Here is a 26,893-nt window from a genome sequence, read left to right on the forward strand (position 1 = left end):
GGCGACCGTGCCGGACGGCAGCGGCGCGCCGCGGCCGCCGTCGCCGCCGGTCCAGTCGTCGGTGCGCCCGGCGTCGTCGCCGTAGCGGGCGAACTCGCGGTGAGCCGGTCGGCCGGGGACCCGGCGGCGACCGTACGGCCCGGGCACGCGCCGCCGCCCTCCCGGTCGCCGTCCGGGCGGGCGGGCAGGACGGCCGCGAGGACCAGGGCCGGCAGCAGACCGGCCGTGGTCGCCGCGCGCCGTGGCGCGCGGCGCTCGTCGGGCACGCTCCGCGACGTCAGCGGGCGGCGGTCACCTGGTCCATGGGGAGCCACAGGACGGTGCTGAGCCAGGGCCCCGAGTGGGTGCGGCGGACCTGGTCGATCGCCGCGTCGGACAGGGCCGTCCGCCAGACGCGGACCTCGTCGATCGCGCCGGTGAAGAAGGCCCGGCTGTCCATCCGCTGGCCGATGTGCACACCGAACGGCGAGTTGCGGCTCACCGAGCCGGGCACGTCCTCGGTGCCGGCCGCCCGGCCGTCGACGAACAGGGTCAGCCGCCCGCCGCCGCGCCGCAGCGCGAGGTGGTGCCACGCGCCGTCGTTGCGGGCGCCGCTCGACTGCACGGAGGCCGTGTTGACGGTCCGCACGCCCTCCCGGGTGGCGATCAGGCCGCGCACGCGGTCCCGCGCGGGTTCGGCGCGCAGCCAGACCTGCGGCTGGCTGGTGCCCGCCCCGCCCATCCACAGCAGGGGCTGCTCACCGCCGGTGGCGGTGTAGCGGAACCACAGGGACGCGGTGAAGTCCCGACCGCCGAGCAGGAGTTGGTCCCGGTAGGGCAGGCGTACGGCGTCGTCGGCGCCGTCGAGGCGCAGCGCGCCGCCGAGCACGCCGGGGGTGGTCGAGGCGCCGCCCAGGACGTTCGCCTCGGGGGCGAGCAGGGCGCGGTCCGTGGTGACCGGGTCGGCGCCGCGGCGGGGCGCGAGCCACTCCTCGTTGAAGCGGGCGAAGCGGATCTCGTCGCGGGCGTCGGCGGTGCCGCCCTCGTACACCAGGCCGACGGTGCTGCCGGAGACGTGCACCAGGTCGGAGTAGCCGGACCAGTCCCGGGTGACGACCGTGCCGCGGTCGACGCTGTCCCAGGTCGCGCCGCCGTCGTAGGAGGAGCGGATCATCATGGTGCGGCGGCGGTCGGGGTCGCCGGGGCAGGACAGCAGCAGGCGGTCGCCGAGGCGCAGCGTGGCGCCCTGCACCTGGGGGGCGTAGAGGCCGGGGAGGGACGCGAAGGGACCCGCGAAGCTTTCGCCGCCGTCGCGGCTGACGGCCTGCGAGCGGTGCCCGAGGTCGGTGCCCTCCTGTTCGCGGCCGCTGACCAGGATCGTGCCGTCGGCGCGTTCGGTCAGCGAGACCTCGGAGGACTTCTGGCGGAAGCTGCCGTCGGCGGCGAGGGGCCAGGAGTCGGTGGCGCCGACCCGCCAGGTGGTGCCGCCGTCGTCGCTGAGGATGAGCGCGGCGTGGTTCGCGGTGACCCGGTTGCCGTCCCAGGTCTCGGTGTTGACGCCGAAGACCAGCCGGCCGGCGTGGGCGCCCCGGGTGAGCTGGATGCCGTGCACGGGGCCGGTGGCGTACCAGGAGTTCCAGTGCGAGGGCAGGATCTGCGGGCTGAGGTCGCGCGGGGCGGACCAGGTGACGCCGTCGTCGTCGCTGTACTGCAGATGGGGGGTGCGGTTGCAGGGGACGTCGCAGTGGTCGCTGTCGGCCCGGCCCGTGTTGTACGTCTCCGCCAGCAGGATCCGGCCGGTCTCGCGGTCCACCACGGGGGTCGGGTTGCCGTGGGTGTCGCCACCGCCCTCGTTGACCACCCGCAGCGGGCTCCAGGTGCGGCCGCCGTCGGTGGAGCGCTTGAGCACGATGTCGATGTCGGTGGCGTCCCCGCAGTTGAGGACCCGTCCCTCGGCGAACGCCAGCAGCGTGCCCTGCGTGGTCCGCACCACCGTCGGGATCCGGAAGCAGGCGTAGCCGGGGTCACGCGAGGCCTTGAAGAGGACCTTCTGCTCGAACAACGGCGCGGCGGAGGCCGGTTGGGCCCGGGCGGGGCCCGGGACGGCGGCGGCGGCCGTCAGGACGACGCCCGCGGTGAGGGTGGCTCTCAGGCGTACGCGGAGTCTCGACGGCATGGACGGCCCTTCATTTGTCTGAACATATGGACATCCCACGTCCAACGTAGGCACCACAGACGGTAGTTGGCGGCAGCGACACACCGCAAGAAGGGTGCGGGGGCAACACGAGGGCGCCCCATGAGGCCTGACGTCATGTCAGTGCTGTCGGGGATGCCGGGAGCGTCAGAGAAGGGGTGGGGCGGCGCGGCGCATCGTCGGACCTCCGAAGATCACGGGAAGCCCCAACGATAAATCAGGTCATGGGCGAAACCAGTGCATTACGCACCGAGGGAGAGCAGAAGGGGCACCCCGCCGAGCGGGGTGGCCGGTGCGCCGCGCCGCCCGGCGCGGGCTGAGGCGGGACCCTGCGGTGCGGGGGGCGCTTCCCGTCGGCCGGGGCCCCTGCGGTGCGGGGGGCTTCCCGTCGGCCGGGGCCCCTGCGGTGCGGGGGGCTTCCCGTCGGCCGGGGCCCCGCCGCCGTGCCGCGGGGGACCGTCAGCCCGGGGCGGCCGCGGTCCGCAGGGCGATCCGGTCCTCACCCGCGTACACGTTCATGGAGCTCCCCCGCAGGAAGCCCACCAGGGTCAGCCCGGTCTCCTGGGCCAGGTCCACCGCCAGCGACGAGGGCGCCGAGACCGCCGCCAGCACCGGGACGCCCGCCATCACCGCCTTCTGCGCCAGCTCGAAGGAGGCCCGGCCGGACACCAGCAGGATCGCCCGGGACAGGGGCAGGCCGTCGCTCTGCAGGGCACGGCCGACCAGCTTGTCGACCGCGTTGTGCCGGCCCACGTCCTCCCGTACGTCCAGCAGCTCGCCGTCCTCGGCGAACAGCGCCGCCGCGTGCAGGCCCCCGGTCCGGTCGAAGACGCGCTGCGCCGCGCGGAGCCGGTCGGGCAGGCTCGCCAGCAGCTCGGTGCCCACCCGGACCGGGGGAGTGTCGGCGACCGGCCAGCGGGCCGTCGTGCGCACCGCGTCCAGGCTCGCCTTGCCGCACAGACCGCAGGACGAGCTGGTGTAGACGTTGCGCTCCAGCGTGATGTCCGGGACCGCCACGTCCGGGGCGGTCTGCACGTCGACCACGTTGTACGTGTTCGACCCGTCGGCGGTGGCCCCGGCGCAGTAGACGATGTTCCGCAGCTCCGCGGCGGTGCCCAGCACCCCCTCGCTCACCAGGAACCCCGCCGCGAGGGCGAAGTCGTCACCGGGGGTGCGCATGGTGATCGCCAGCGGCCTGCCGTTCAGCCGGATCTCCAGGGGTTCCTCGGCGACGAGCGTGTCCGGACGGGTGGAGACCGCGCCGTCCCGGATGCGGATCACCTTGCGTCGTTCCGTGACTCGTCCCATGTCTGATCAGTCCCGGTTCTGTCCGTGCTGGTAGCCGAAGCGGCCCTGGATGCAGAGGTTGCCGCGGGTCACCGGGTTGTCGTGCGGCGAGGTGACCTCGACGGTCTCATTGTCCTGCACGTGGAGCGTGCGGTTGCGGCCGACTCCGCGGCAGGCGCAGACGGTCGTCGCCGCCGTCTGCCGCGACCCGTCCCGCGTACCCGCCGCCCGCATGCCGAATTCCGACCTGAACGACAGCGCTGCGTGGGGCAGACCTCGATGCAGTTGCCGCAGGACGCGCACGCCGAGCCGGTGAGCGGACCTGGGCGCCACGGTGTCGCCGTGGCGGAAGGGCGGCACGTCCTTCCCGGCGGCCCGGCAGGAGTCCGAAACGGTCGAGCCCGCCGGGACCCGGGCCTCCCGCCCGTCGATCGTGCACTCCACCAGCCGGCGCGGCACGCCCAGCGGGGTCGCGGTCAGTCGTGGGCCCCCGGACGGTCGATGGCGGATTCCACGGCGTTCCCGGCGGTCCGTCCCGGACCGCGGCGGGCGCTGATCGCGTTCGCCCGGCTGCGGGTGGGCGCGCCGCTCGGGTACGGCCTGTACGCACTCGTGTGCAAGGCGCCCCAGTTGTTCACCGGGTGGGGCGCCGCGGCCCCGGGCGGCGGCGCGGTGGCCCGCGAGGGCTGCCCGGACGTGCGGCCGGCTGCCGAAACCGACAACCCCGGGGCCCCATTCCTGTGTCTTCGCCCGCACCGTTACTCACGAGTCGCTGACCAGACTGGTGGGTCCCGCAGCCCGCAGCAAGGAGGGGACCCCGCCCATGAACGGCTCGCGCATCGCCGCCCTCGGCCATTACCAGCCCGCCAAGGTGCTCACCAACGAAGACCTGGCCGGCCTGGTCGACACCAGCGACGAGTGGATCAGGTCCCGGGTCGGCATCCGCACCCGCCACATCGCGGGCCCCGACGAACCGGTGGACGAACTCGCCGCGCACGCCGCCGCCAAGGCGCTCGCGGCGGCCGGGCTGACGCCGAGCGACATCGACCTGGTCCTGGTCGCCACCTCGACCGCCGTCGACCGCTCGCCGAACATGGCCGCCCGGGTGGCGGCCCGGCTCGGCGTCCCGCAGCCCGCGGTGATGGACCTCAACGTGGTGTGCGCCGGTTTCACCCACGCCCTCGCCACCGCCGACCACACCGTGCGGGCCGGGGCGGCGAGCCGGGCGCTGGTCATCGGCGCCGACAAGATGTCCGACGTCGCCGACTGGACCGACCGGACGACGTGCGTGCTGGTCGGCGACGGTGCGGGGGCCGCCGTGGTGGAGGCCGCCGACGAACCGGGCGTGGGGCCGGTGCTGTGGGGGTCGGTGCCGGAGATGGGGCACGCGGTGCGGATCGAGGGCGAGCCCGCACGGTTCGCGCAGGAGGGGCAGAGCGTCTACCGGTGGGCGACCACCCGGCTGCCGCCGCTCGCCCGGCAGGCCTGCGAGCGCGCCGGGTACGCGCCGCGCGACCTGGCGGCGGTGGTGCTGCACCAGGCCAACCTGCGGATCGTCGAACCGCTCGCGGAGAAGCTGGGCGCCGTCAACGCGGTCGTCGCGCGCGACGTGGCCGAGTCCGGGAACACCTCGGCGGCCAGCATCCCGCTCGCGTTCTCCAAGCTGGTGGAGCAGGGGGCGGTCTCGACCGGGGACCCGGTGCTGCTCTTCGGGTTCGGCGGCAACCTGTCGTACGCCGGGCAGGTCGTCCGCTGCCCGTGAGGGCGGGACGAGGCCGACTCCCCGCAGCGACGGTCAGGCCGCACCGTACACGTGGACAAAAGGCACTCGAAACCGTCTTTCCCGGGGTTCTACGGCTCCTGGGTCGCTCACGTCGACGTCCGCTGTGCACGGCCCTGCCCAGGAGGGGGACCGATGCTGTCGACAGGACTGCCGCGAGGGGCGGTGCCCGGACTCGAAGTCCCGGCCCGCTGCGCGACCGCGTCCACGAGGCGCTGCTCAAACTCGTCACCACCCGCGCCCCGCGGCCCGGCCGGCTCCCGGCCGAGAGCGAACTCGCCGGGCACCTCGGCGTCTCCCGGCAGCCGGTGCGCGAGGCGTCGCAGCGGCTGAACTCCGAGGGGCGGGCCCGGTCTGCGGCCGGCGCAGGGCGCGTTCGCGCGCGAGCCGACCGAGGAGGAGGCCGACCAGCTCTGGCGGTCCGTACGCTGCTGGAGGCCGAGGCGGCCCGGCTCGCCGTCGCGGGGGAGGTCAGCGCCGGCGTCGCCGCGGCGGGAGGAGCTGTGCGCCGAGGGCGAGCGCGCGGTCGCCGCCGCCGACGACGTGGACGGCGCGGTCGCGCGCAACGCCCGCTTCCACGCCGAGGTGATGGAGCCGGCGGGCGACGCCGTCCTCGCCGAACCCGCCGCGCAGGTGGACCGGCGGGTCCGCTCGTACTGCACGCCGGTCGCCCGGCGGCGCGGCCGCCAGTCCCGGATCGGGCACCGCCAGCTGATCGCCGCGATCACGGCGCGGGAGTAGCGGCGCGCGACGGAGGTCATGCGCGCCCGCACCGAGCCCACCCGCACGTCGTACCACGAGCGTCCGTGTCCGTAGCGGGCCCGCGCACCCCTCTTTGTCCTGTGAGTGGGAAAAGTCGGCGGCAATTCGTGCGCAGCTTCTTCCCACTTCCGGCAGCCGCTGCTACGTTCCCCTCAAAAGCCGGACAGCGACGGCCGATCTGAGGCGGGGAGGGGATCGTGAGACGTATGACCGCGCGCCCCGCCAACGCCCACCAGGCCAGGCTGCTGAAGCTGTTGCGCGACGGCGGGCCCAACTCCCGGGCCCAGCTGGGCGACCAGGTCGACCTCTCGCGGTCCAAGCTGGCCGTGGAGGTGGACCGGCTGCTGAAGACGGGCCTGGTCGTCGCCGACGGACTCGCCGCCTCGCGCGGCGGCCGCCGCTCGCACAACATCCGGCTCGCGCCGAACCTGCGCTTCCTCGGCGTCGACATCGGCGCGACCTCCATCGACGTCGCGGTCACCAACGCGGAGCTGGAGATCCTGGGCCACATCACCCAGCCGATGGAGGTGCGCGAGGGTCCCGTCGCGGTCTTCGAGCAGGTGCTGGCCATGGCCGCCAAGCTGCGGGCCTCCGGGCTCGCGGAGGGGTTCGACGGCGCCGGCATCGGCGTCCCGGGCCCGGTCCGCTTCCCGGAGGGCGTCCCCGTGGCGCCGCCGATCATGCCGGGCTGGGACGGCTTCCCGGTGCGGGAGGCGCTCAGCCAGGAGCTCGGCTGCCCGGTCATGGTCGACAACGACGTGAACCTGATGGCGATGGGGGAGATGCACGCGGGCGTCGCACGCTCCGTGGGCGACTTCCTCTGCGTCAAGATCGGCACCGGCATCGGCTGCGGCATCGTCGTCGGCGGCGCGGTGCACCGCGGCACGACCGGCTCCGCGGGCGACATCGGGCACATCCAGGCGGTGCCCGACGGACGTTCGTGCGCCTGCGGCAACCGGGGCTGCCTGGAGGCCCACTTCAGCGGCGCGGCGCTCGCCCGCGACGCGCTGGAGGCCGCCCAGCAGGGCCAGTCGGCCGAGCTCGCGGCCCGGCTGGAGAACGGCGGCGCGCTCACCGCCGTCGACGTCGCCGCCGCGGCGGCGGCCGGCGACGCCACCGCCCTCGAACTGATCCGTGAGGGCGGCAACCGCACCGGCAAGGTCATCGCCGGCCTGGTCAGCTTCTTCAACCCCGGCCTGGTGGTGATCGGCGGCGGGGTGACCGGCCTCGGCCACACCCTGCTCGCCGCGATCCGCACCCAGGTCTACCGCCAGTCGCTGCCCCTGGCGACCGGCAACCTGCCCATCGTCCTGGGCGAGCTGGGCCCCACCGCCGGTGTCATCGGCGCGGCCCGGCTGATCAGCGACCACCTGTTCTCACCCGCGTAGGCACCGCACACCCGAACACGTCCCGCACCGCGTCCCGCACCGCGCTCCATGCAGTGCCCAGTCCCGCACCGTGCCCAGTCCCGCACCGTGCTCCACACCGTGCCCAGCCCCGCCCTGACCTGTTCGGCGCTGCCCCGTTCCGCCCCGCCCTGCTTCGCCCTGCCCTGAAACCGGCCCGTACGCCAGCCAAGGGGAACCCACATGGCACCAGAACCACCGCTGCTCAGCATGTCCGGCATCACCAAGTCGTTCCCCGGCGTCCGCGCCCTGGACGGCGTCGACCTCGACGTCCAGGCCGGCGAAGTGCACTGCCTGCTCGGCCAGAACGGCGCCGGGAAGTCCACCCTCATCAAGGTCCTGGCCGGCGCCCACCAGCCCGACACCGGCACCATCCGCTGGCGCGGCGAGCCGGTGACCCTGCGCTCCCCGATCGCCGCGATGCGGCTCGGCATCGCCACCATCTACCAGGAACTCGACCTGGTGGAGCACCTGTCGGTCGCCGAGAACGTCCACCTCGGCCACGAGCCCACGGCCGCCGGGTTCGTCGTGCGGCGCCGGGCGGCGCAGCAGTCCACCGCCCGGCTGCTGGCCCGGCTCGGGCACCCGGAGATCGACCCGGCCCGGCTGGTCGGCGAGCTGTCCGCCGCCCAGCAGCAGATCGTCTCCATGGCCCGCGCGCTCTCCCACGACGTCCGGCTGATCGTGATGGACGAGCCGTCCGCCGCCCTCGACCCCGACGAGGTCGACAACCTCTTCCGGATCGTCGGCGACCTCACCGCCGACGGCGTAGCCGTCGTCTACATCTCGCACCGCCTGGAGGAGATCCGCCGGATCGGCGACCGGGTGACGGTGCTGAAGGACGGCCGGGCGGTGGCGGGCGGGCTGCCCGCCAAGGCGACGCCGACCCGTGAGGTCGTGGCGCTGATGACCGGCCGCAACGTCGAGTACGTCTTCCCCGAGCGGCCGGCCTCGCCGGGGCGGGGGGAGCCGCTGCTGGAGGTCCGGGGACTGGCCCGGGACGGCGAGTTCCACCCCTTCGACCTGACCGTGCGCCCCGGCGAGATCGTCGGCCTGGCGGGACTCGTCGGCTCCGGCCGCTCGGAGATCCTGGAGACCGTCTACGGCGCCCGCAGACCCACCGCCGGGCAGGTCCTGGTCGCCGGTCGCCCGCTGCGGCCGGGCAGCGTCCGCGCCGCCGTCCGCGCCGGACTCGGCCTCGCCCCCGAGGAGCGCAAGGCGCAGGCCCTGCTGATGCTGGAGTCGGTCACCCGCAACGTCTCCGTCTCCTCCCTCGCCCGCTTCTCGCGCGGCGGCTGGATCGACCGGGGCGCGGAAGCCGGTGCCGCCCGGGCGGCGACCCGCGAGCTGTCGCTGCGGCCCGACAACCCCTCCGTACCCGTGCGGACCCTGTCCGGCGGCAACCAGCAGAAGGCCGTGCTCGCCCGCTGGCTGCTGCGCGGCTGCCGGGTGCTGCTGCTCGACGAGCCGACCCGCGGCGTCGACGTCGGAGCCCGCGCCGAGCTGTACGCGGTGGTCCGGCGCCTCGCCGACGAGGGCCTCGCGGTGCTGCTGGTCTCCAGCGAGGTGCCCGAGGTGCTCGGCCTCGCCGACCGCGTGCTGGTGCTGCGCGAGGGGCGTGTCGTACACACCGCGCCCGCCCGCGAGCTGGACGAACACCGCGTACTCGACCTCGTGATGGAAGGAAGCCCGGCGTCATGACGCAGCCCGTCTCCCCGCCGCGGGACAGCGCCGACAAGGCGCCGTCGGCCGCTCGACCCCCCGCCTGGCGCGGCCGGGTGGCCCGCGCCGACGTCCGCACCCTGTCCCTGCTCGGCGTGCTCGCCGCCCTCGTCCTGATCGGCGGCATCACCAGGCCGGACGAGTTCCTGGACACCCGCAACCTCCAGCTCGTCCTCACCCAGGCCTCCGTGATCGGCGTCGTCACCGTCGGCATGACCTTCGTCATCGTCTCCGGCGGTATCGACCTGTCCGTCGGGGCGATCGTCGCCCTCGCCTCGGTGTGGGCGACCACCGTCGCCACCCAGGACTTCGGCTTCACCGGCATCCTCTTCACCTCGGTCCTGGTCGGCGTGGGCTGCGGCCTGGTCAACGGAGTGCTCATCGCGTACGGCGGGATGGTCCCGTTCATCGCCACCCTGGCCATGCTGGCCTCGGCGCGCGGACTGGCGTTGCAGATCACGGACGGCCGGACGCAGATCGTCACCGTGGACGGCATCCTCGACCTGGGCGAGCGGGACGCCTACGTGCTCGGCATCCCGCCGCTCGTGCTGGTCTTCGCGGGCGTCACGGTGGCCGGCTGGCTGCTGCTGAACCGCACCACCTTCGGCCGCCGCACCGTCGCCGTCGGCGGCAACGCGGAGGCGGCGCGCCTGGCGGGCATCGACGTCCGCCGCCAGCGGCTGTACCTGTACCTGCTCTCCGGGCTGTGCTGCGGCATCGCCGCGTTCCTGCTGGTCATCCTGTCCGGCTCCGGTCAGAACACCAACGGCAACCTCTACGAGCTCGACGCCATCGCCGCCGCGATCATCGGCGGCACGCTGCTCAGCGGGGGCCGCGGCACCATCGTCGGCTCGGTGCTCGGCGTCCTGATCTTCACCACGATCACCAACATCTTCGCCCTGAACAACCTGCAGAGCGACGTCCAGCAGATCGCCAAGGGCGCGATCATCGTCGCCGCCGTGCTGGTCCAGCGCCGTACCGCGAGCACGACCTGAGGAAAGGGTTCACCGCCATGCCGCAGCAACGCACCAGCCGCAGAGGACTGCTCTTCGGGACCGCCGCCGTCTCCGCCGGTGCCCTCCTCACCGGGTGCACCAGCAACGAGCCCAAGGAGAGGGAGCAGGCCGCCGACAACCAGCCGGTCGCCGACGACCGGCCCGGCAAGCAGGTCACCATCGGCTTCGCCGGACCGCAGGCGGACCACGGCTGGCTCAACGCGATCAACGAGAACGCCAAGAGCCGCGCGGAGAAGTACCAGGACGTCACGCTGGAGATCACCGAGGGCTCCAACGACACCGCCGCGCAGATCGGCCAGATCGAGACCCTGATCAACAAGAAGGTCGACGTGCTGGTCGTGCTGCCCGCCGACGGCAAGGCGCTCACCCAGGTCGGGCTCCAGGCGATGCGGGCCGGGATCCCGGTGGTCAACCTGGACCGGGTCTTCAACACCCCGCAGGCGTACCGTTGCTGGATCGGCGGCGACAACTACGGCATGGGCCTCAACGCCGGCCACTACATCGGCGAGAAGCTCAAGGACCAGGCGGACGCCCGGGTCGTCGAACTGGCCGGGCTGGACAACCTGGAACTGACCCAGCAGCGCAGCCAGGGCTTCGACGACGCGCTGAAGAACTACCCCAACATCCGCAAGGTGGCCCGCCAGGCCGCCGACTTCACCGTCGAGTCCGGGCAGGCCAAGATGGCCCAGCTGCTCCAGGCCCAGTCGCGGTTCGACGCCCTGTGGAACCACGACGACGACCAGGGCGTGGGCGCGCTGCGCGCCATCGAGCAGGCCGGGCGCGACGACTTCCTGATGGTCGGCGGCGCGGGCGCGCTCTCCGCCTTCCAGGCCATCAAGCGGGACGACGGCGTGCTGAAGGCGACCGTGCTCTACCCGCCGACCATGGCGGCCTCCGCGATCGACCTCGCCCGCGCCCTCGGTCAGGGCAAGGGGGTCGGCGGTCTGGCCGAGTTCGAGATCCCGGCGTCGCTCACGCTCTACTCGGCCGTCATCGACAGCACCAACGTCGACCAGTACATGTCCACCGGCTTCGAGTGAGGCGCCCCGCTCCACGGGCCCGGCCCCCGCGCACCGGGCCGGGCCCGACCCCCATCGCGCCACGACGACGAGGAGGACCTCCGTATGGCACAGCCGCAAGAGCCCGAGGGGAACGGGTCCGGGAAGCCCGCGCTGCGGATCGGCATGGTGGGCTACGCCTTCATGGGCGCCGCCCACTCCCAGGGCTGGCGCACCGCGGGCCGCGTCTTCGACCTGCCCCGGCAGCCGGTGCTCGCCGCGATCTGCGGCCGGGACGGGGCAGCCGTCCGCGCGGCGGCCGACCAGCACGGCTGGGCGGCCGCCGAGACCGACTGGCGGGCGCTGATCGCCCGGGACGACGTCGACCTGGTCGACATCTGCACGCCCGGCGACAGCCACGCCGAGATCGCGCTCGCCGCGCTGGCCGCCGGCAAGCACGTCCTGTGCGAGAAGCCGCTGGCCAACTCCGTCGAGCAGGCGGAGACCATGTCGGCCGCCGCCGAGGCGGCCTACGCGCGCGGGCAGCTGGCGATGGTCGGCTTCAACTACCGCCGGGTGCCCGCCACCGCGCTGGCCCGGCGGATGGTCGCCGAGGGCCGCGTCGGCACCCTGCGGCACGTCCGGGTGTCGTACCTCCAGGACTGGCTGGTGGACCCGCGGGCCCCGCTGACCTGGCGGCTGCGCAGGGAACTGGCCGGATCCGGCTCGCTCGGCGACCTCGGGGCGCACATCGTGGACCTGGCGCAGCACCTGGCGGGCGAGCGGCTCGCGGGGGTGTCGGCGCTCACCGAGACCTTCGTACGGCAACGGCCGGTGGCCGGGGCCGCCCACGGGCTGGGCGCGATCTCGGCGGACGGGACCGGGCAGGTCACCGTCGATGACGCCGCCCTGTTCACCGCGCGCTTCACCTCCGGCGCGCTCGCCTCCTTCGAGGCCACCCGGTACGCCACCGGCCGCAAGAACGCCCTGCGCATCGAACTCAACGGCGAGCGCGGCTCGCTCGCCTTCGACCTGGAGCGGCTCAACGAGCTCTGGTACCACGACGGCACCGAGCCCGGCGCCCGGGCCGGCTTCCGCCGCATCCTCGTCACCGAGCCCGACCACCCCTATCTGGACGCCTGGTGGCCGCCCGGCCACGGCCTCGGCTACGAGCACACCTTCGTCCACCAGGCCCACGACCTGGTCCACGCGGTCGCCGAGGGCCGCCGCCCGGACCCCTCCTTCGCCGACGGGCTGCAGGTGCAGCGCGTTCTCGCCGCGGTGGAGGAGAGCGCCGAGAAGAACTCCGTCTACACCCCGATCGCGGTCTAGGAGGCGTTGGGAATGCCGCGCACCTTCACGCTCTTCACCGGCCAGTGGGCCGACCTGCCCCTGGAGGAGGTCTGCCGCCTGGCCCGCGACTTCGGCTACGACGGCCTGGAACTCGCCTGCTGGGGCGACCACTTCGAGGTCGACAAGGCACTGGGCGACCCCTCCTACCTCGCCTCCCGGCACCAGCTGCTGGACAAGTACGGGCTCAAGTGCTGGGCCGTCTCCAACCACCTGGTCGGCCAGGCGGTCTGCGACGCCGTCATCGACGAGCGCCACCAGGCCATCCTGCCCGCGCGGATCTGGGGCGACGGCGACGCGGAGGGCGTGCGGCAACGGGCCGCCGCCGAGATCAAGGACACCGCGCGGGCCGCCGCCGCGTTCGGCGTCGACACCGTCGTCGGCTTCACCGGCTCCGCCATCTGGCACCTGGTCGCGATGTTCCCGCCCGCGCCCGCGTCGATGATCGAACGCGGCTACCAGGACTTCGCCGACCGGTGGAACCCGATCCTGGACGTCTTCGACGCCGAGGGCGTGCGGTTCGCGCACGAGGTGCACCCGTCCGAGATCGCCTACGACTACTGGACCACCCAGCGCGCGCTGGAGGCGGTCGACCACCGCCCCGCCTTCGGGCTGAACTTCGACCCCTCGCACTTCGTGTGGCAGGACCTCGACCCGGTCGGCTTCCTGTGGGACTTCCGCGACCGGATCTACCACGTCGACTGCAAGGAGGCCCGCAAGCGCCTCGACGGCCGCAACGGGCGCCTCGGCTCCCACCTGCCCTGGGGCGACCCGCGGCGCGGCTGGGACTTCGTCTCCGCCGGGCACGGTGACGTCCCCTGGGAGGACGTCTTCCGCATGCTGCGCTCCATCGGCTACACGGGGCCCGTCTCCGTGGAGTGGGAGGACGCCGGCATGGACCGGCTGCAAGGCGCCCCCGAGGCCCTGACCCGCCTGAAGGCCTTCGACTTCGAGCCGCCGAGCGCGTCCTTCGACGCCGCGTTCAGCAGCTGACCCACCTACCCGGCGGGAGACCGCGGACGGGGACCGGATCCACCGCCGGTCCCCTCTCCGACCTGCCCGGATCCTGCTTTGTCCTGTGATGGGGGAAAGTTCGACCGATCCTGACGCAAGGGGTGTTCGCCCCGGACCGAGGCGGTTACCTTCCCTTGAAGTGCTCAGGTCACACACGCCTCCGGGGTGACGGCACACCCCGGCACCCGCACCGCACGTCACCGACCCACCCCGTACGGCCCACCCCGTTCCCGGAGGGACTTCGTGCACGGAACCAGAGACAGCAGCACCCCCACCCCGGGACGCCCCGGACTGCGCACCGCCCTCGCCCTGCTCACCGGCCTGCTCCTGGCCGTGGGCACCCCGGCCACCGTGGCCGGTGCCCACCCCGGCCACCCGGAACACGACGGACCGGCCGCCGCCGAAGGGCAGTTCCAGCAGGTGCCGCTCGCCAAGGGCGAACCCGAGACGGGGGAGCCGATGTCGCTCGCGGTCCTCCCGGACCGCAGCGTCCTGCACACCTCGCGGGACGGCACGCTGCGCCTGACCGACCAGGGCGGCCTCACCAAGGTCGCCGGCAGGCTCGACGTCTACAGCCACGACGAGGAAGGCCTCCAGGGCGTCGGCATCGACCCGGACTTCGCGGACAACCGGGCGATCTACCTCTACTACGCCCCGCCGCTCGACACCCCCGCGGGCGACGCCCCGGAGACCGGCACCGCCGAGGACTTCGCGGAGTTCGACGGCGTCAACCGCCTCTCCCGCTTCGTGCTGAACCCCAACGGCACGCTGGACCTGGCCAGCGAGAAGAGGGTGCTGGACGTAGCGGCCTCCCGCGGCACCTGCTGCCACGTCGGCGGCGACATCGACTTCGACGCGGACGGCAACCTCTACCTGTCGACCGGCGACGACACCAACCCCTTCGCCTCCGACGGCTACACGCCGATCGACGACCGGCCCGGCCGCAACCCGGCCTTCGACGCCCGCCGCAGCGCAGGCAACACCAACGACCTGCGCGGCAAGATCCTGCGGATCAAGGTCGCCGAGGACGGCTCGTACACCGTCCCGGAGGGCAACCTCTTCGCCCCGGGCACCGAGAGGACCCGCCCCGAGATCTACGCGATGGGCTTCCGCAACCCGTTCCGGATGAGCGTCGACAAGCCCACCGGCACCGTCTACGTCGGCGACTACGGCCCCGACGCGGGCGCCGCCGGCCCCAGCCGTGGCCCGGCGGGCCAGGTCGAGTTCGCCAAGGTCACCGAGGCCGCCAACTTCGGCTGGCCGTTCTGCACCGGGGCCAACGACGCCTACGTCGACTACGACTTCGCCACCGGCACCTCCGGCGAGAGGTTCGACTGCGCCGCCCCGAAGAACACCTCGCCGCACAACACCGGCCTGGTCGACCTGCCGCCCGCGCAGGCCGCCTGGATCCCGTACGACGGCGGCTCCGTGCCCGAGTTCGGTTCCGGCTCCGAGTCCCCGATGGCCGGACCGGTCTACCGCTACGACCCCGGCCTCGACTCCGGTGTCAAGTTCCCCGAGGCCTACGACGGCGACTTCTTCGCCGGTGAGTTCGGCCGCCGCTGGATCAAGCGGATCGAGCGGAACGCGGACGGCACGGTCGCGCAGATCAACGACTTCCCGTGGACCGGCACCCAGATCATGGACATGGAGTTCGGCCCCGACGGCGCGCTCTACGTGCTCGACTACGGCGTCTCCTGGTTCCAGGGCGACGAGAACTCCGCGCTCTACCGGATCGAGAACGCCGAGGACGGCTTCTCGCCGATCGCCGAGGCAGGCGCGGACAGGACGTCCGGCCCGGCCGGCCTGAAGGTCACGTTCACCGGGTCCGCCCAGGACGCCGACTCCCCGGACCTCACCTACAGCTGGGACTTCGGCGACGGCACCACGGGCGAGGGCCTCACCCCCACCCACCGGTACCGGAAGGCCGGCACCTACACCGCCACCTTCACCGCGAGGGACCCCGAGGGCAACACCGGCAACGCCGGCGTCCGGATCGTGGTCGGCAACACCGCGCCCAAGGTACGGATCGACGTCCCGGGCAACGGCACCCTGGCCGCCTTCGGCGAGCCCGTCCCGTTCAAGGTGACCGTCACCGACCCCGAGGAGACGATCGACTGCTCCAGGGTCAAGGTCGCCTACAGCCTCGGCCACGACTCCCACGCCCACGAGCTGACCAGCGAGACGGGCTGCGAGGGCACCCTGACCCCGCCCGCCGGCGACGGCGGTCACGACCCCAACGCCGACATCTACGGCGTCGTCGGCGCCGGCTACACCGACGGCGGGGCGAACGGCCAGGAGGCCCTGACGGGCACCGCCCGCACCGTGCTCCAGCCGCTGCACCGCCAGGCCGAGCACTTCACCACCCAGTCCGGCATCCGGACCTACGACAAGACCGGCGCCAACGGCGGCAGGACCGTCGGCGACATCGACGACGGCGACTGGATCTCCTTCAGCCCCTACCGGTTCGACGGGCAGCGGAAGATGACCGTGCGGGCCTCCTCCGGCGGCGCGGGCGGCTTCGTCGAACTGCGCACCGGCTCGCCCGGCGGACCGCTGCACGGCTCGGCGTACATCCCGCCGACCGGCGGCTGGGAGACCTTCCAGAACGTCGACGTGCCGCTGCGGGCGCTGCCGAAGCGCACCACGGAGATCTACCTGGTCTTCAGGGGCGGGGCGGGCGCGCTGTTCGACGTGGACGACTTCGAGTTCTCCGAGGAGCCGTTCAGGGGCGGCAAGAAGGTCCTCTCCTCGGTCGCGTCGACCGTGATGCCGGCCGGGGCGCCGAGTTCCTTTGGCTACGAGATCCAGATCGACGCCACCGACGCGCCCGACCGCACCACGGGATCCGTCTCTTCGTTCAAGCCGGCGGACATCAAGGCCCGTGACCGGGTCCTGCGGCCGCCCGGCCAGTGGAACTCCTACGAGATCAAAGTCCAGGGCGAACGTCTCCAGGTGTTCCTCAACGGAGTCGAGATCAACGACTTCACCAACGAGGACACCCGGCGGAGCCTGACCGACGGCTGCATCGGCCTGCAGAACCACGGCGCCGACGACCAGGTCTCCTTCCGCGACGTCCAGCTGAAGGAACTGCCCGTCACGGGCGACTGAACGGCGGCGGGCGGGGGACGCCGGACCCTCGCCCGCCGTCTTTGTCCCTCCCCCCGGGGATTGCGCACGACAAGGAGGCTGCCCATGTCCGCGTCCCTCTCCCGACCACGTGTGGGGGTGTGGCTGATCGGAGCCCGAGGCTCCGTCGCCACCACCGTCGTCACGGGGTGCGCCGCCGTCACCGCGGGACTGCACCCGCCCACCGGCATGGTGACCGAGACCCCGATGTTCACCGACAGCGGCCTGCCCGCCCTGTCCGACCTGGTCTTCGGCGGCCACGACACCGTCGACTGCCCGCTGCCCAAACGCGCCGAGACCCTCACCGCGGGCGGCGTCCTCCCGCCGGGCGTCGCCACCGCCGTCGCCGCGGAACTGACCGCCGCCGACCGGGAGATCAGGCCCGGCGGCCCCACCCCGGGCGACACCCGGAGCGAGGCCGAACTGATCACGGCCTTCGCCGATGACATCCGCGACTTCGTCGGCCGCCACGAACTGGAGCGGGCCGTGGTGGTGAACGTCGCCTCCACCGAACCCGCCTCCCAGGGACCCGGCGCCCCGCTGCCGGCCAGCACCCTGTACGCGCTCGCGGCCCTGCGCGCGGGCTGCCCCTACGTCAACTTCACCCCCTCCGAGGGCCTGCACCACCCCGTCGCCGCCCGCGAGGCCGAGCTCAGCGGCCTGCCGTACGCCGGCCGGGACGGCAAGACCGGCCAGACGCTGCTGCGGGCGGTGCTGGGTCCGATGTTCGCGCAGCGGGCGCTGACCGTACGGGCCTGGTCCGGCACCAACCTGCTCGGCGGCGGCGACGGCGCAGCCCTCGCCGACCCGGCCGCCGCGGCGGCCAAGAACGCCGGCAAGGAACGCGTCCTCGCCGACACCCTCGGCACCGTGCCCGAGGGCGAGGTCCACATCGACGACGTGCCCGCCCTCGGGGACTGGAAGACCGCCTGGGACCACATCGCCTTCGACGGCTTCCTCGGCACCCGCATGGTCCTCCAGACCATCTGGCAGGGCTGCGACTCGGCGCTGGCGGCACCCCTGGTCCTGGACCTGGCCCGGCTGACCGCCCGCGCCCACGAGGCCGGCCTGTCCGGACCGCTCGGCGAACTGGGCTTCTACTTCAAGGACCCGGCGGGCGACGGCCCGGCGGGCCTGACAGAGCAGTACGCGGCCCTGGGCCGCCTGGGGGAGCGGCTCGGGGCCGCGGCCCGGAGGGCCGGTGCGGGGACGGGAGCCGGTGCGGCGGGTGGTGCCGGTTCGGGTGCGGGTGCCGCTGGTCTGCGGGCGGGTGGCGCTGGTTCGGAGCCGGGTGGTGCCGGTTCGCGGGCGCGTGGTGCCGGTCCGGAAGCGGACGCTGCCGGTCCGAGGGCGGACGGTGCCGGTCCGGAAGCGGACGCTGCCGGTCCGAGGGCGGACGGTGCCGGTCCGCAGGCAGGCGCTGCCGATCCGGAGACAGGCGCTGCCGATGCCGCGCCGGAAGGTACCCGTGCGCGGCCGGGTGGCGCCGCCGTGGACGCGGCCGCCGGGGCGGAGACGTCTGTGCGGCAGGTCCAGGGCGAGGCACCCCGGGGAGAGCGGTCGTGAGCCGCGGCCGCGCCTGGGCCGAACTGCTGCGGCTGCCCGCCCTGTTCACCGTCCCCGGCGACGCCCTGAGCGGTGCCGCCGCCACCGGCGCCCGGCCCACCGCGCGCACCGCGCTGGCCGTCGGCTCCTCCCTCTGCCTCTACGAGGCCGGCATGGCCCTCAACGACTGGGCGGACCGCGCCGAGGACGCCGCCGAGCGCCCCGGCCGCCCCCTGCCCTCCGGCCGCATCCGGCCGTCCGCCGCCCTCACGGCGGCCTGCGCCCTCACGGCGGCCGGGCTGGCCCTCGCCGCCGGCGCCGGCCGCCCCGCCCTGGCCGTCGCCGCCCTCCTCGCGGCCACCGTGTGGGCGTACGACCTCGCCCTGAAGCACACCCCGGCCGGCCCGGTGGCCATGGCCGCCGCCCGGGGCCTGGACCACCTGCTGGGCGCCGCCGCCACCACCGGCCGCCCCGGCGCGGCCCTGCCCTCCGCCGCCCTCCTCGGCACCCACACCCTCGCGGTGACCGCGGCCTCGCGCCGCGAGACCCAGGGCGGTTCGTCCCTGCCGCCGCTGGCCGCCCTCGCCGCGACGGCCCTGCTCACCCGGGCCGTGGCACGCGGCGCGGCCCGCCCCGCCCCGCCCGCGCCTCCCGGTGCCGGGACGCCCGGGGACGACCGGTCCCGCCCGCCGCTCGACGGCGTCCTGCGCACCGCCCTCGCCGCCGCCTACGCCGCCACCGCCGGCCGCCCCTACGGCCACGCCGTCCTCAACCCCTCACCCCCGCTCACCCAGCGGGCCGTCGGCGCCGGCGTCCGCGCCCTCATCCCTCTCCAGGCCGCCCTCGCCGCCCGCGCCGGAGCGGGCCGCACCGCCGTGGCCATCGCCGCGCTCGCCCCGATCGGACGGAAGTACGCGAGGAGGGTGAGCATCACGTGAGCACCCGGCACCCCGCGCCCCACCCCGGCGGCCCCCCGGCCTCCCCGTGGCCGCTCCGGTTCGGCTACGGCACCAACGGCCTCGCCGACCTCCGCCTGGACGACGCCCTCGCCCTGCTCGCCGACCTCGGCTACGACGGCGTCGGCCTCACCCTCGACCACATGCACCTCGACCCGCTCGCCCCGGACCTGCCGGCCCGCACCCGCCGCGTCGCCCGGCGGCTCGGCGCGCTCGGGCTGAGCGTCACCGTGGAGACGGGCGCCCGCTACGTGCTCGACCCGCGCCGCAAACACGGTCCCTCCCTCCTCGACCCGGACCCCGACGACCGGGCCCGCCGTGTCGGTCTGCTGCTGCGCGCCGTGCGCGTCGCCGCCGACCTCGGCGCGCACGCCGTGCACTGCTTCAGCGGCACCCTCCCGCCCGGCACGGACGAGGAGACGGCGTGGAAACGCCTGGCCGACAGCCTCGCTCCCGTCCTGGACGCCGCGACCGCCGCCGGAGTCCCGCTCGCCGTCGAACCCGAACCCGGTCACCTCCTCGCCACCCTCGACGCCTTCCACCGCCTGCGCCGCACCCTCGGCGACCCGGGCTTCCTCGGCCTCACCCTCGACATCGGCCACTGCCAGTGCCTCGAACCCCTCCCGCCGGCCGACTGCGTCCGCGCCGCCGCCCCCTGGCTGCGCCACGTCCAGATCGAGGACATGCGCCGCGGCGTCCACGAACACCTCCCGTTCGGCGAGGGCGAGATCGACTTCCCGCCCGTCCTGGCCGCCCTCGCCGCCACCGGCTACCAGGGCCTGACCGTGGTGGAACTGCCCCGCCACTCCCACGCGGGCCCGCATCACGCCGGCGTCTCCCTCCCCTTCCTGCGCGCCGCCGCACCCTCCGGCGGGCCGGTCCCCCCGCCCGCGCCCGTCACGCCACCCCTCGGTGAGCCCCCCGCCACCTGCCAAGGGAGCACCCCGTGAAACAGCCCCGCGCCACCCCGAAGACCCCGGCGGCGACATCCGGCGACCCGGGCCCCACCCCCACCCCCGCCCCCGAGGGCACCCCCCTCGCGGCCGTCCACGCCCACCTCGACACCCACCTCCCCGGAGCCGCCCGCGCCTGGCTCGACCAGGCCCTCGCCGAGGCCACCGCACACCCCGACGCCCACGGTCCGGTCGCCGTGTGGGAGCTGCGCCTCGCCGAGGCGGGCCGCCGCTGCGGGGACGAGTACGCCGACGCCGCCCGGGTGCTGATCCTGCACGCCGCAGGTGCCGACCCGGCCGCGCTCACCCGTGTCTACCGGCAGGGCACCGCCGCCGAGCGCCGCGCCGTCCTGCACGCACTGCCGCACCTGGTGCCCGGCCCGGACGCCGTCGCACTGATCGAGGACGCCCTGCGCACCCACGACACCCGGCTCGTCGCCGCCGCCGTCGGCCCGTACGCCGCCCGGCACCTCGACCCGCACGGCTGGCGTCACGCCGTACTCAAGTGCCTGTTCACCGGCGTCCCCGTGGACAGCGTGGCCGACCTGGAGCGCCGCGCCCGCGCCGACGCCGAACTCGCCCGCATGCTCGGCGACTACGCCGCCGAACGCACCGCGGCGGGCCGCCCCGTACCCGGGGACCTGCACCGCGTCCTGGCCCTGACCGGCGCCGCGCCCGCACCCGACGGCGCGGACGGACCGGACACCCCCCACGGCAAGGAGTCCTGATGCGCATCTTCGACCCCCACATCCACATGACGTCCCGGACCACCGACGACTACGAGGCCATGTACGCCGCCGGCGTCCGCGCCGTCGTCGAACCGGCCTTCTGGCTCGGCCAGCCCCGCACCTCGCCCGCCGCCTTCCTCGACTACTTCGACTCCCTCCTCGGCTGGGAACCCTTCCGCGCCGCCCAGTACGGCATCGCCCACCACTGCACGATCGCCCTCAACCCCAAGGAGGCGAACGACCCGCGCTGCCGCCCCGTCCTCGGCGAACTGCCCCGGTACCTCGTCAAGGACCAGGTCGTCGCCGTCGGCGAGATCGGCTACGACTCGATGACCCCGGCCGAGGACGCCGCCCTCGCCGCCCAGCTCCAGCTCGCCGCCGACCACGAGCTGCCCGCCCTGGTGCACACCCCCCACCGCGACAAGCTGGCCGGCCTGCGCCGCACCCTCGACCTCGTGCGGGAGTCCGCCCTGCCCCCGGACCGCGTCCTGCTCGACCACCTCAACGAGACCACCGTCGAGGAGGCCAAGGACGCCGGCTGCTGGCTGGGCTTCTCCGTCTATCCGGACACCAAGATGGACGAGGACCGGATGGTGGCGATCCTGCGGGCCCACGGGACCGAGCGGGTGCTGGTGAACTCGGCCGCCGACTGGGGACGCAGCGACCCGCTGAAGACCCGCAAGGTCGGTGACCTGATGCTCGCCGAGGGCTTCACCGAGGACGACGTCGACCAGGTGCTGTGGCGCAACCCCGTCGCGTTCTACGGGCTCAGCGGCCGGCTCCGGCTCGACGTCACCGCCCCCGGCGCCACCCACGAGGGCAACTCCATCCTGCGCGGCGGGGAGTGAGCCATGCGCTTCCGCCACCCCGACGGCTCCACGGTGCACCTGGCCTACTGCACCAACGTCCACCCGGCCGAGACCCTCGACGGCGTCCTCGCCCAGCTCCGCGACCACTGCGAGCCCGTCCGCCGCCGCCTCGGCCGTGACCGGCTCGGCATCGGCCTGTGGCTCGCCAGGGACGCCGCCCGCGCCCTCGTCACCGACCCGTCCGCACTGCGCACCCTGCGCACCGAACTCGACCGGCGCGGCCTGGAGGTCGTCACCCTCAACGGCTTCCCCTACGAGGGGTTCGGCGCCGGAGAGGTCAAGTACCGCGTGTACAAGCCGGACTGGGCCGACCCCGAACGCCTGGAGCACACCACCGCCCTGGCCCGCGTCCTCGCCGGGCTGCTGCCCGACGACGTCACCGCGGGCAGCGTCTCCACCCTGCCGCTCGCCTGGCGCACCGCCCAGGACGGCGGGCGGGCCGAGACCGCCCGCGCCGCCCTGCGCACCCTCGGCGAACGCCTCGACGCCCTGCAGGAGCTGACCGGCCGCTCCGTGCGCGTCGGCCTCGAACCCGAGCCCGGCTGCGTCGTCGAGACCACCGGCGACGCCATCGCCCCGCTGACCGCGATCGGCCACGACCGCATCGGCATCTGCGTCGACACCTGCCACCTCGCCACCTCCTTCGAAGACCCGAACACCGCCCTGGACGCCCTCACCCGGGCCGGCGTCCCCGTGATCAAGTCCCAGCTCTCCGCCGCCCTGCACGCCGAACACCCCCACCTCCCCGAAGTCCGCGAGGCGCTCGCCGCGTTCGACGAACCCCGCTTCCTGCACCAGACCCGCACCGCCACCGCCGCCGGCCTGCGCGGCACCGACGACCTCGGCGCGGCCCTCGGCGCCGACGCCCTGCCGGACGCCTCGCCCTGGCGCGCCCACTTCCACGTCCCGCTGCACGCGGCCCCCGCCGCGCCCCTCACCTCCACGCTCCCCGTCCTCAAGGCCGCCCTGACCCGCCTCGTCGGCGGGCCCGGCCCGCTCACCCACCACCTGGAGGTCGAGACCTACACCTGGCAGGCCCTCCCACCGGCACTGCGGCCCCGGTCCCGCCCCCAGCTCACCGACGGCATCGCGGCCGAACTCGCCCTCGCCCGCGACCTGCTGACCGACCTCGGCCTGAAGGAGCTGCCGTGAACGCCCCCGCCCCCGCGCGCCCCACCCCGCTCCTCGTCCTCGACGTCGTCGGCCTCACCCCCCGCCTCCTCGACCACATGCCGCACCTGAAGAGCCTCGCCCGCTCCGGCTCCCGGGCGCCCCTCGGCACGGTGCTGCCCGCCGTCACCTGCACCGCCCAGTCCACCTTCCTGACCGGCACCATGCCCGCCGAGCACGGCATCGTCGGCAACGGCTGGTACTTCCGCGAACTCGGCGACGTCCTGCTGTGGCGCCAGCACAACGGCCTGGTCGCCGGCGACAAGCTCTGGGACGCCGCCCGCCGCGCCCACCCCGGCTACACGGTCGCCAACATCTGCTGGTGGTACGCCATGGGCGCCGACACCGACATCACCGTCACCCCCCGTCCGGTCTACTACGCCGACGGCCGCAAGGAACCCGACTGCTACACCCGCCCGCCGGACCTGCACGACGAACTCACCGACGCGCTCGGCACGTTCCCGCTGTTCCACTTCTGGGGACCCGGCGCCGACCTCGTCTCCAGCCGGTGGATCATCGACGCGACCCGCCACGTCCTGCGCACCCGCCACCCCGACCTGACCCTCTGCTACCTCCCGCACCTCGACTACGACCTGCAACGCTTCGGCCCCGACGACCCGCGCTCGCTGAAGGCGGCCGCCGACCTGGACGCCGCCGTGGCGCCGCTGCTGGCCGACGCCCGCGCCACGGGCCGCACCGTCGTCGTGCTCTCCGAGTACGGCATCACCCGCGTCAGCCGGCCCGTCGACATCAACCGCGCCCTGCGCCGCGCGGGCCTGCTGGAGGTGCACACCCAGGACGGCATGGAGTACCTCGACCCGATGGCGTCCCGGGCGTTCGCCGTGGCCGACCACCAGATCGCCCACGTCTACGTGCGCCGCCCCGAGGACCTCGACGCCACCCGCGCCGCGCTCGACGGACTGCCCGGCATCGAGCAGCTCCTCGACGACGAGGGCAAGAAGGCCCACCAGCTCGACCATCCACGGGCCGGCGAACTGGTCGCCGTCGCGGAGCCGGACGCCTGGTTCACGTACTACTACTGGCTCGACGACGCCCGCGCGCCCGACTTCGCACGGCTGGTCGAGATCCACCGCAAACCCGGCTACGACCCGGTCGAGCTCTTCATGGACCCCCTCGACCCCTACGTCAGGGTCAAGGCGGCCACCGCGCTGGCCCGCAAGAAGCTCGGCATGCGCTACCGCATGGCGGTCGTGCCACTGGACCCCTCCCCCCTCCGCGGCAGCCACGGCCGCCTCCCCGCGAGCGACGACGACGGTCCGCTCCTCATCTGCTCCACCCCCCGCGCAGTCGGCGGCCGTGTGGCGGCCACCGACGTGAAGTCACTGCTGCTCCGGCTCGCCGGTCTCGGCTGACGCGCCACCAGGCACGACCGCCGAGATCCAGCTACGGAGAGTGAAACACACGGCACTGACAACGGCCGGTCCCGACCGCACCGGCACCGGCCACGACCGAGAAGGCAGACTTTCGTGACCCTGTATCCCGACCCCTCCCGCACCGAGAACGCCGCCCCCGCCGCCGACACTCCGGACGAGCACCTGCGCCGCAGCCTCGGCGTGAACCGCCGCCGCTTCCTCACCACCTGCACCGCCGTGGCGGCCGGAGCCGTCGCGGCCCCCGTCTTCGGCGCCTCCCCCGCCCTGGCGCAGGACCGCGGCGACGGCCACGGAGACGGACACGGCGGGCAGGTGCTCGTCCCGCCGCGCAAGCGCGGCATCATCCTGTACACCGTCCGTGACGCCACCGGCCGTGACCCGCTCGCCACCGACCTGCCCTCCGGCTTCCGCGAGGTGTTCCGGCAGCTCGCCCGGCACGGCTACCGCCAGGTGGAGTTCGCGGGCTACCGGCAGCACGCGAACGCACCCGGCGGCGCCGACCTGGAATCCGTCCAGGGCGCCCGGCTGCTGCGCTCCTGGCTCGACGAGTACGGGCTGCGCGCCCGGGGCAACCACGGCTTCATCCCGCCGTCCTGGCCGCTGACCACGGCCGACCTGGACACCTTCAAGAGGCACCTGGAGATCGCCAACATCATCGGCATGGACCACATGGGCACCGGCGGCGACCCCACCGGCAGCTCCTACCGCGCCGACTGGGACGTGGCCGCCGACAAGTGGAACACCCTCGGCGAGATCGCCCGGCGCGAGGGCGTCAAGCTCTACACCCACAACCACGACAGCGCCTACGGCTTCCTGCTCGACGGCGGCCCGCTGGACGACCAGGGCCGGCCGACCCGCAGCTCGGGCATCCGGAAGCTGGAGTACTTCCTCCAGGTCACCGACCCGCGGGCGGTCTGGCTGGAGATGGACGTCTTCTGGGCGCACGTCGCCCAGTACAAGTTCCCCACCTACACCGCCCACGACGGCTCCACCCGCGAGAGCGTCTTCGACCCGGCCGGCCTGGTCGCCCGCAACAACCGGCGCTATCCGCTGTTCCACGCCAAGGACGGCGTCGTCAGCACCACCAACGGCATGGGCTACGAGATGGTGCCCTTCGGGACCGGCGTCATCGACTACACGGCGTTCTTCTCCCGGGTCGGGCAGCGGAACTACCACAACCCGATGATCGAGGACGACAACGCCCCGAGCGCCACCGACCCCGGGCAGTCGCTGCGGGAGGCCAAGATCGGATACGACAACCTGGCGGCCCTGCGCGAGCGGCGCCACTGACCCGGACCACCGACCGGGCGGCCCGTCCCGCGCGCTGCGGGAGGGGCCGCCCGGTCCGTGGGCGAGAAGTGCCCGAGTCGGTCGGGGCGGCGGCGGTGTGCGGCCGCGCGGGACGCGGCCGGTCGGGCCGCCTCCTCGCCGAGAGGCTGCGGGCCGGGCGTGATGCGCCCGGCCCGGGGCGGCCCGGCGGGTGCAGGCACAGCGCCACGCACCCGGCGAACAGGGACAGCTCATGTACGAACTGCGCGAGGCCGGCCTCTCCACCTGCCTCGGCATCGGCGGCGACCCGGTCGCCGGCCCCACGCCCATCGACTGCCCGGCCGCCTTCCAGGCCGACCCCGGCACCGAGCTGATCGTGCTGATCGGCGAGATCGGCGAGATCGGCGGCGACGCGGAGGAACGGGCGGCCGCCTCCCTCCGCGAGCACGTCACCAAGCCGGTCGTCGGCTACGTCGCCGGGTTCCCGGTCCCGAGGGCAGGGCCATGGGGCACGCCGGCGCCGTCGTCTCCGGCTCGTCCGGCACCGCGCGGGGGAAGAAGGAGGCGCTGGAGGCGGCCCGCGTACGGGTGGGCGGCACGCCGACCGAGACGGCCCGCCCGGTACGGGCCGTGCGGGAGACCGGACGGTGACGCCACTCATGGTCGCCGCACGGTGACCGCCGCACTCCTCGACCCGTCAGCATGCTTCCTCCTGAAAGAACCCGACGTGCGGTGCCGCGCGCGGCGCCGGGCCAGGCACCTTCCGTACCCGCTCGCCGTCGAGGAACCGGGCGACCCCTTCCCGGCGCTGGACTCCGGCCCGCTGATCAACACCGCCAAGGCTCAGGAACTGCACGACCAGGTGGCCGAGGCCGTCGACCGCGGCGCCGCGGCAAGTCGGGCGACGCTTGCTTCCTGCCCGGCCAGGACACCTCGGCGTACGTCCAGCCGGTCATGCTCCTCGACCCGCCGCCGTCCTCCCCGCTGCACCACGCGGAGCCCTTCGGCCAGGTCGGCACGATCGTCCCGGTCGACACCGAGGCCGAACTGCCAGCGGCCATGAGCGTCTCCAACGGCGCGCTGGTCGCCACGTCGGCCACGGACAGCCGGGCGGCGTTCGAGCGGCCCGCCCCCCGCAGATCCGCGCCTTCAGAACCGGGGCCACGGCACGCCGCGCTCCCGCGGCCCGCGGCGACCGCGAGGAGCTCTTCGGCGTATTCGGCGCGTCCTGGCGGGGCGGGTTCGCCGGCGGTGGACTGCCGGTGCGGGCGGTGACGCAGGGGCCCGCGGGGGAGCGGCTGCCGGGGAGCTTCCCGGACCACCACCTGATGCCGTGAACACCTGATGCGGTGACCGGTCAGCCCCCCGTGCC

At 74.3% G+C, this 26,893-nt stretch carries 17 protein-coding genes and 6 pseudogenes; 20 read left to right on the forward strand and 3 right to left on the reverse strand.

What is annotated here, in order from left to right:
* Positions 1-277 precede the first annotated feature (277 nt).
* The 3 genes and pseudogenes from ACFF45_RS28880 to ACFF45_RS28890 form a co-directional block, all read right to left on the reverse strand.
* The gene (locus ACFF45_RS28880; RefSeq protein WP_381349602.1) at positions 278-2,155 is read right to left on the reverse strand and encodes an exo-alpha-sialidase; all 1,878 of its coding nucleotides are present in this window, start codon (positions 2,153-2,155) and stop codon (positions 278-280) included.
* A gap of 477 nt (positions 2,156-2,632) precedes the next feature.
* A complete protein-coding gene (gene fdhD / locus ACFF45_RS28885) occupies positions 2,633-3,481 on the reverse strand; it encodes a formate dehydrogenase accessory sulfurtransferase FdhD (RefSeq protein ID WP_381349603.1) in 849 nt (282 codons plus the stop codon).
* A gap of 6 nt (positions 3,482-3,487) precedes the next feature.
* A pseudogene (locus ACFF45_RS28890) lies at positions 3,488-3,940 on the reverse strand (2Fe-2S iron-sulfur cluster-binding protein).
* 21 nt (positions 3,941-3,961) lie between these two features.
* On the opposite strand from ACFF45_RS28890, the pseudogene ACFF45_RS35685 reads away from it, so the two are divergent.
* The 20 genes and pseudogenes from ACFF45_RS35685 to ACFF45_RS28985 form a co-directional block, all read left to right on the forward strand.
* Positions 3,962-4,087, forward strand: a pseudogene (locus tag ACFF45_RS35685) (MFS transporter small subunit); the annotation flags it as partial.
* A gap of 196 nt (positions 4,088-4,283) precedes the next feature.
* Positions 4,284-5,222: a beta-ketoacyl-ACP synthase III gene (locus ACFF45_RS28895; RefSeq protein ID WP_381349605.1), complete on the forward strand. Its 939-nt coding sequence runs from the start codon at positions 4,284-4,286 to the stop codon at positions 5,220-5,222.
* 153 nt (positions 5,223-5,375) lie between these two features.
* Positions 5,376-6,056, forward strand: a pseudogene (locus tag ACFF45_RS28900) (GntR family transcriptional regulator).
* Positions 6,057-6,208: 152 nt separating this feature from the next.
* Positions 6,209-7,390 (forward strand): ROK family transcriptional regulator, encoded by a 1,182-nt coding sequence (locus ACFF45_RS28905; RefSeq protein ID WP_381349606.1) that lies wholly within the window; start codon positions 6,209-6,211, stop codon positions 7,388-7,390.
* Between the two features lie 201 nt (positions 7,391-7,591).
* Complete coding sequence (locus tag ACFF45_RS28910) at positions 7,592-9,109, forward strand: sugar ABC transporter ATP-binding protein (RefSeq protein ID WP_381349607.1); 1,518 nt, start codon at positions 7,592-7,594, stop codon at positions 9,107-9,109.
* The gene (locus ACFF45_RS28915; RefSeq protein ID WP_381349608.1) at positions 9,106-10,125 is read left to right on the forward strand and encodes an ABC transporter permease; all 1,020 of its coding nucleotides are present in this window, start codon (positions 9,106-9,108) and stop codon (positions 10,123-10,125) included. The genes ACFF45_RS28910 and ACFF45_RS28915 overlap by 4 nt, the downstream gene beginning before the upstream one ends.
* Before the next feature lie 17 nt (positions 10,126-10,142).
* Positions 10,143-11,186 carry a substrate-binding domain-containing protein gene (locus ACFF45_RS28920; protein WP_381349609.1) on the forward strand — a complete coding sequence of 348 codons (1,044 nt, stop codon included), beginning with the start codon at positions 10,143-10,145 and terminating at the stop codon, positions 11,184-11,186.
* An 84-nt stretch (positions 11,187-11,270) separates the two neighbouring features.
* Entirely contained in the window at positions 11,271-12,476 is a 1,206-nt protein-coding gene (locus ACFF45_RS28925) for a Gfo/Idh/MocA family protein (RefSeq protein ID WP_381349610.1), read from the forward strand.
* Positions 12,477-12,488: 12 nt separating this feature from the next.
* Entirely contained in the window at positions 12,489-13,487 is a 999-nt protein-coding gene (locus ACFF45_RS28930) for a sugar phosphate isomerase/epimerase family protein (RefSeq protein WP_381349611.1), read from the forward strand.
* 264 nt (positions 13,488-13,751) lie between these two features.
* Entirely contained in the window at positions 13,752-16,619 is a 2,868-nt protein-coding gene (locus ACFF45_RS28935; RefSeq protein ID WP_381349612.1) for a PQQ-dependent sugar dehydrogenase, read from the forward strand.
* Positions 16,620-16,703: 84 nt separating this feature from the next.
* A pseudogene (locus tag ACFF45_RS28940) lies at positions 16,704-17,882 on the forward strand (inositol-3-phosphate synthase); the annotation flags it as partial.
* 317 nt (positions 17,883-18,199) lie between these two features.
* Positions 18,200-19,120: an SCO3242 family prenyltransferase gene (locus tag ACFF45_RS28945; protein ID WP_381349613.1), complete on the forward strand. Its 921-nt coding sequence runs from the start codon at positions 18,200-18,202 to the stop codon at positions 19,118-19,120.
* Entirely contained in the window at positions 19,117-20,088 is a 972-nt protein-coding gene (locus ACFF45_RS28950) for a sugar phosphate isomerase/epimerase family protein (protein ID WP_381349614.1), read from the forward strand. Before ACFF45_RS28945 ends, ACFF45_RS28950 begins: the two co-directional genes overlap by 4 nt.
* Complete coding sequence (locus tag ACFF45_RS28955) at positions 20,085-20,819, forward strand: EboA domain-containing protein (protein WP_381349615.1); 735 nt, start codon at positions 20,085-20,087, stop codon at positions 20,817-20,819. Before ACFF45_RS28950 ends, ACFF45_RS28955 begins: the two co-directional genes overlap by 4 nt.
* On the forward strand, positions 20,819-21,667 hold the full coding sequence (locus ACFF45_RS28960; protein ID WP_381349616.1) for a TatD family hydrolase: 849 nt from the start codon (positions 20,819-20,821) through the stop codon (positions 21,665-21,667). Before ACFF45_RS28955 ends, ACFF45_RS28960 begins: the two co-directional genes overlap by 1 nt.
* Before the next feature lie 3 nt (positions 21,668-21,670).
* On the forward strand, positions 21,671-22,840 hold the full coding sequence (gene eboE, locus ACFF45_RS28965; RefSeq protein WP_381349617.1) for a metabolite traffic protein EboE: 1,170 nt from the start codon (positions 21,671-21,673) through the stop codon (positions 22,838-22,840).
* Entirely contained in the window at positions 22,837-24,231 is a 1,395-nt protein-coding gene (locus ACFF45_RS28970) for an alkaline phosphatase family protein (protein ID WP_381349618.1), read from the forward strand. Before eboE ends, ACFF45_RS28970 begins: the two co-directional genes overlap by 4 nt.
* Before the next feature lie 114 nt (positions 24,232-24,345).
* Positions 24,346-25,542 carry a sugar phosphate isomerase/epimerase family protein gene (locus ACFF45_RS28975; RefSeq protein WP_381349619.1) on the forward strand — a complete coding sequence of 399 codons (1,197 nt, stop codon included), beginning with the start codon at positions 24,346-24,348 and terminating at the stop codon, positions 25,540-25,542.
* A gap of 226 nt (positions 25,543-25,768) precedes the next feature.
* Positions 25,769-26,172 (forward strand): annotated as a pseudogene (locus tag ACFF45_RS28980) (succinate--CoA ligase subunit alpha); the annotation flags it as partial.
* 115 nt (positions 26,173-26,287) lie between these two features.
* Positions 26,288-26,858, forward strand: a pseudogene (locus ACFF45_RS28985) (aldehyde dehydrogenase family protein); the annotation flags it as partial.
* Positions 26,859-26,893 lie beyond the last annotated feature (35 nt).

The organism is Streptomyces cinereospinus (assembly GCF_042430725.1).
GTDB classification, from domain to species: Bacteria; Actinomycetota; Actinomycetes; order Streptomycetales; family Streptomycetaceae; genus Streptomyces; species Streptomyces cinereospinus.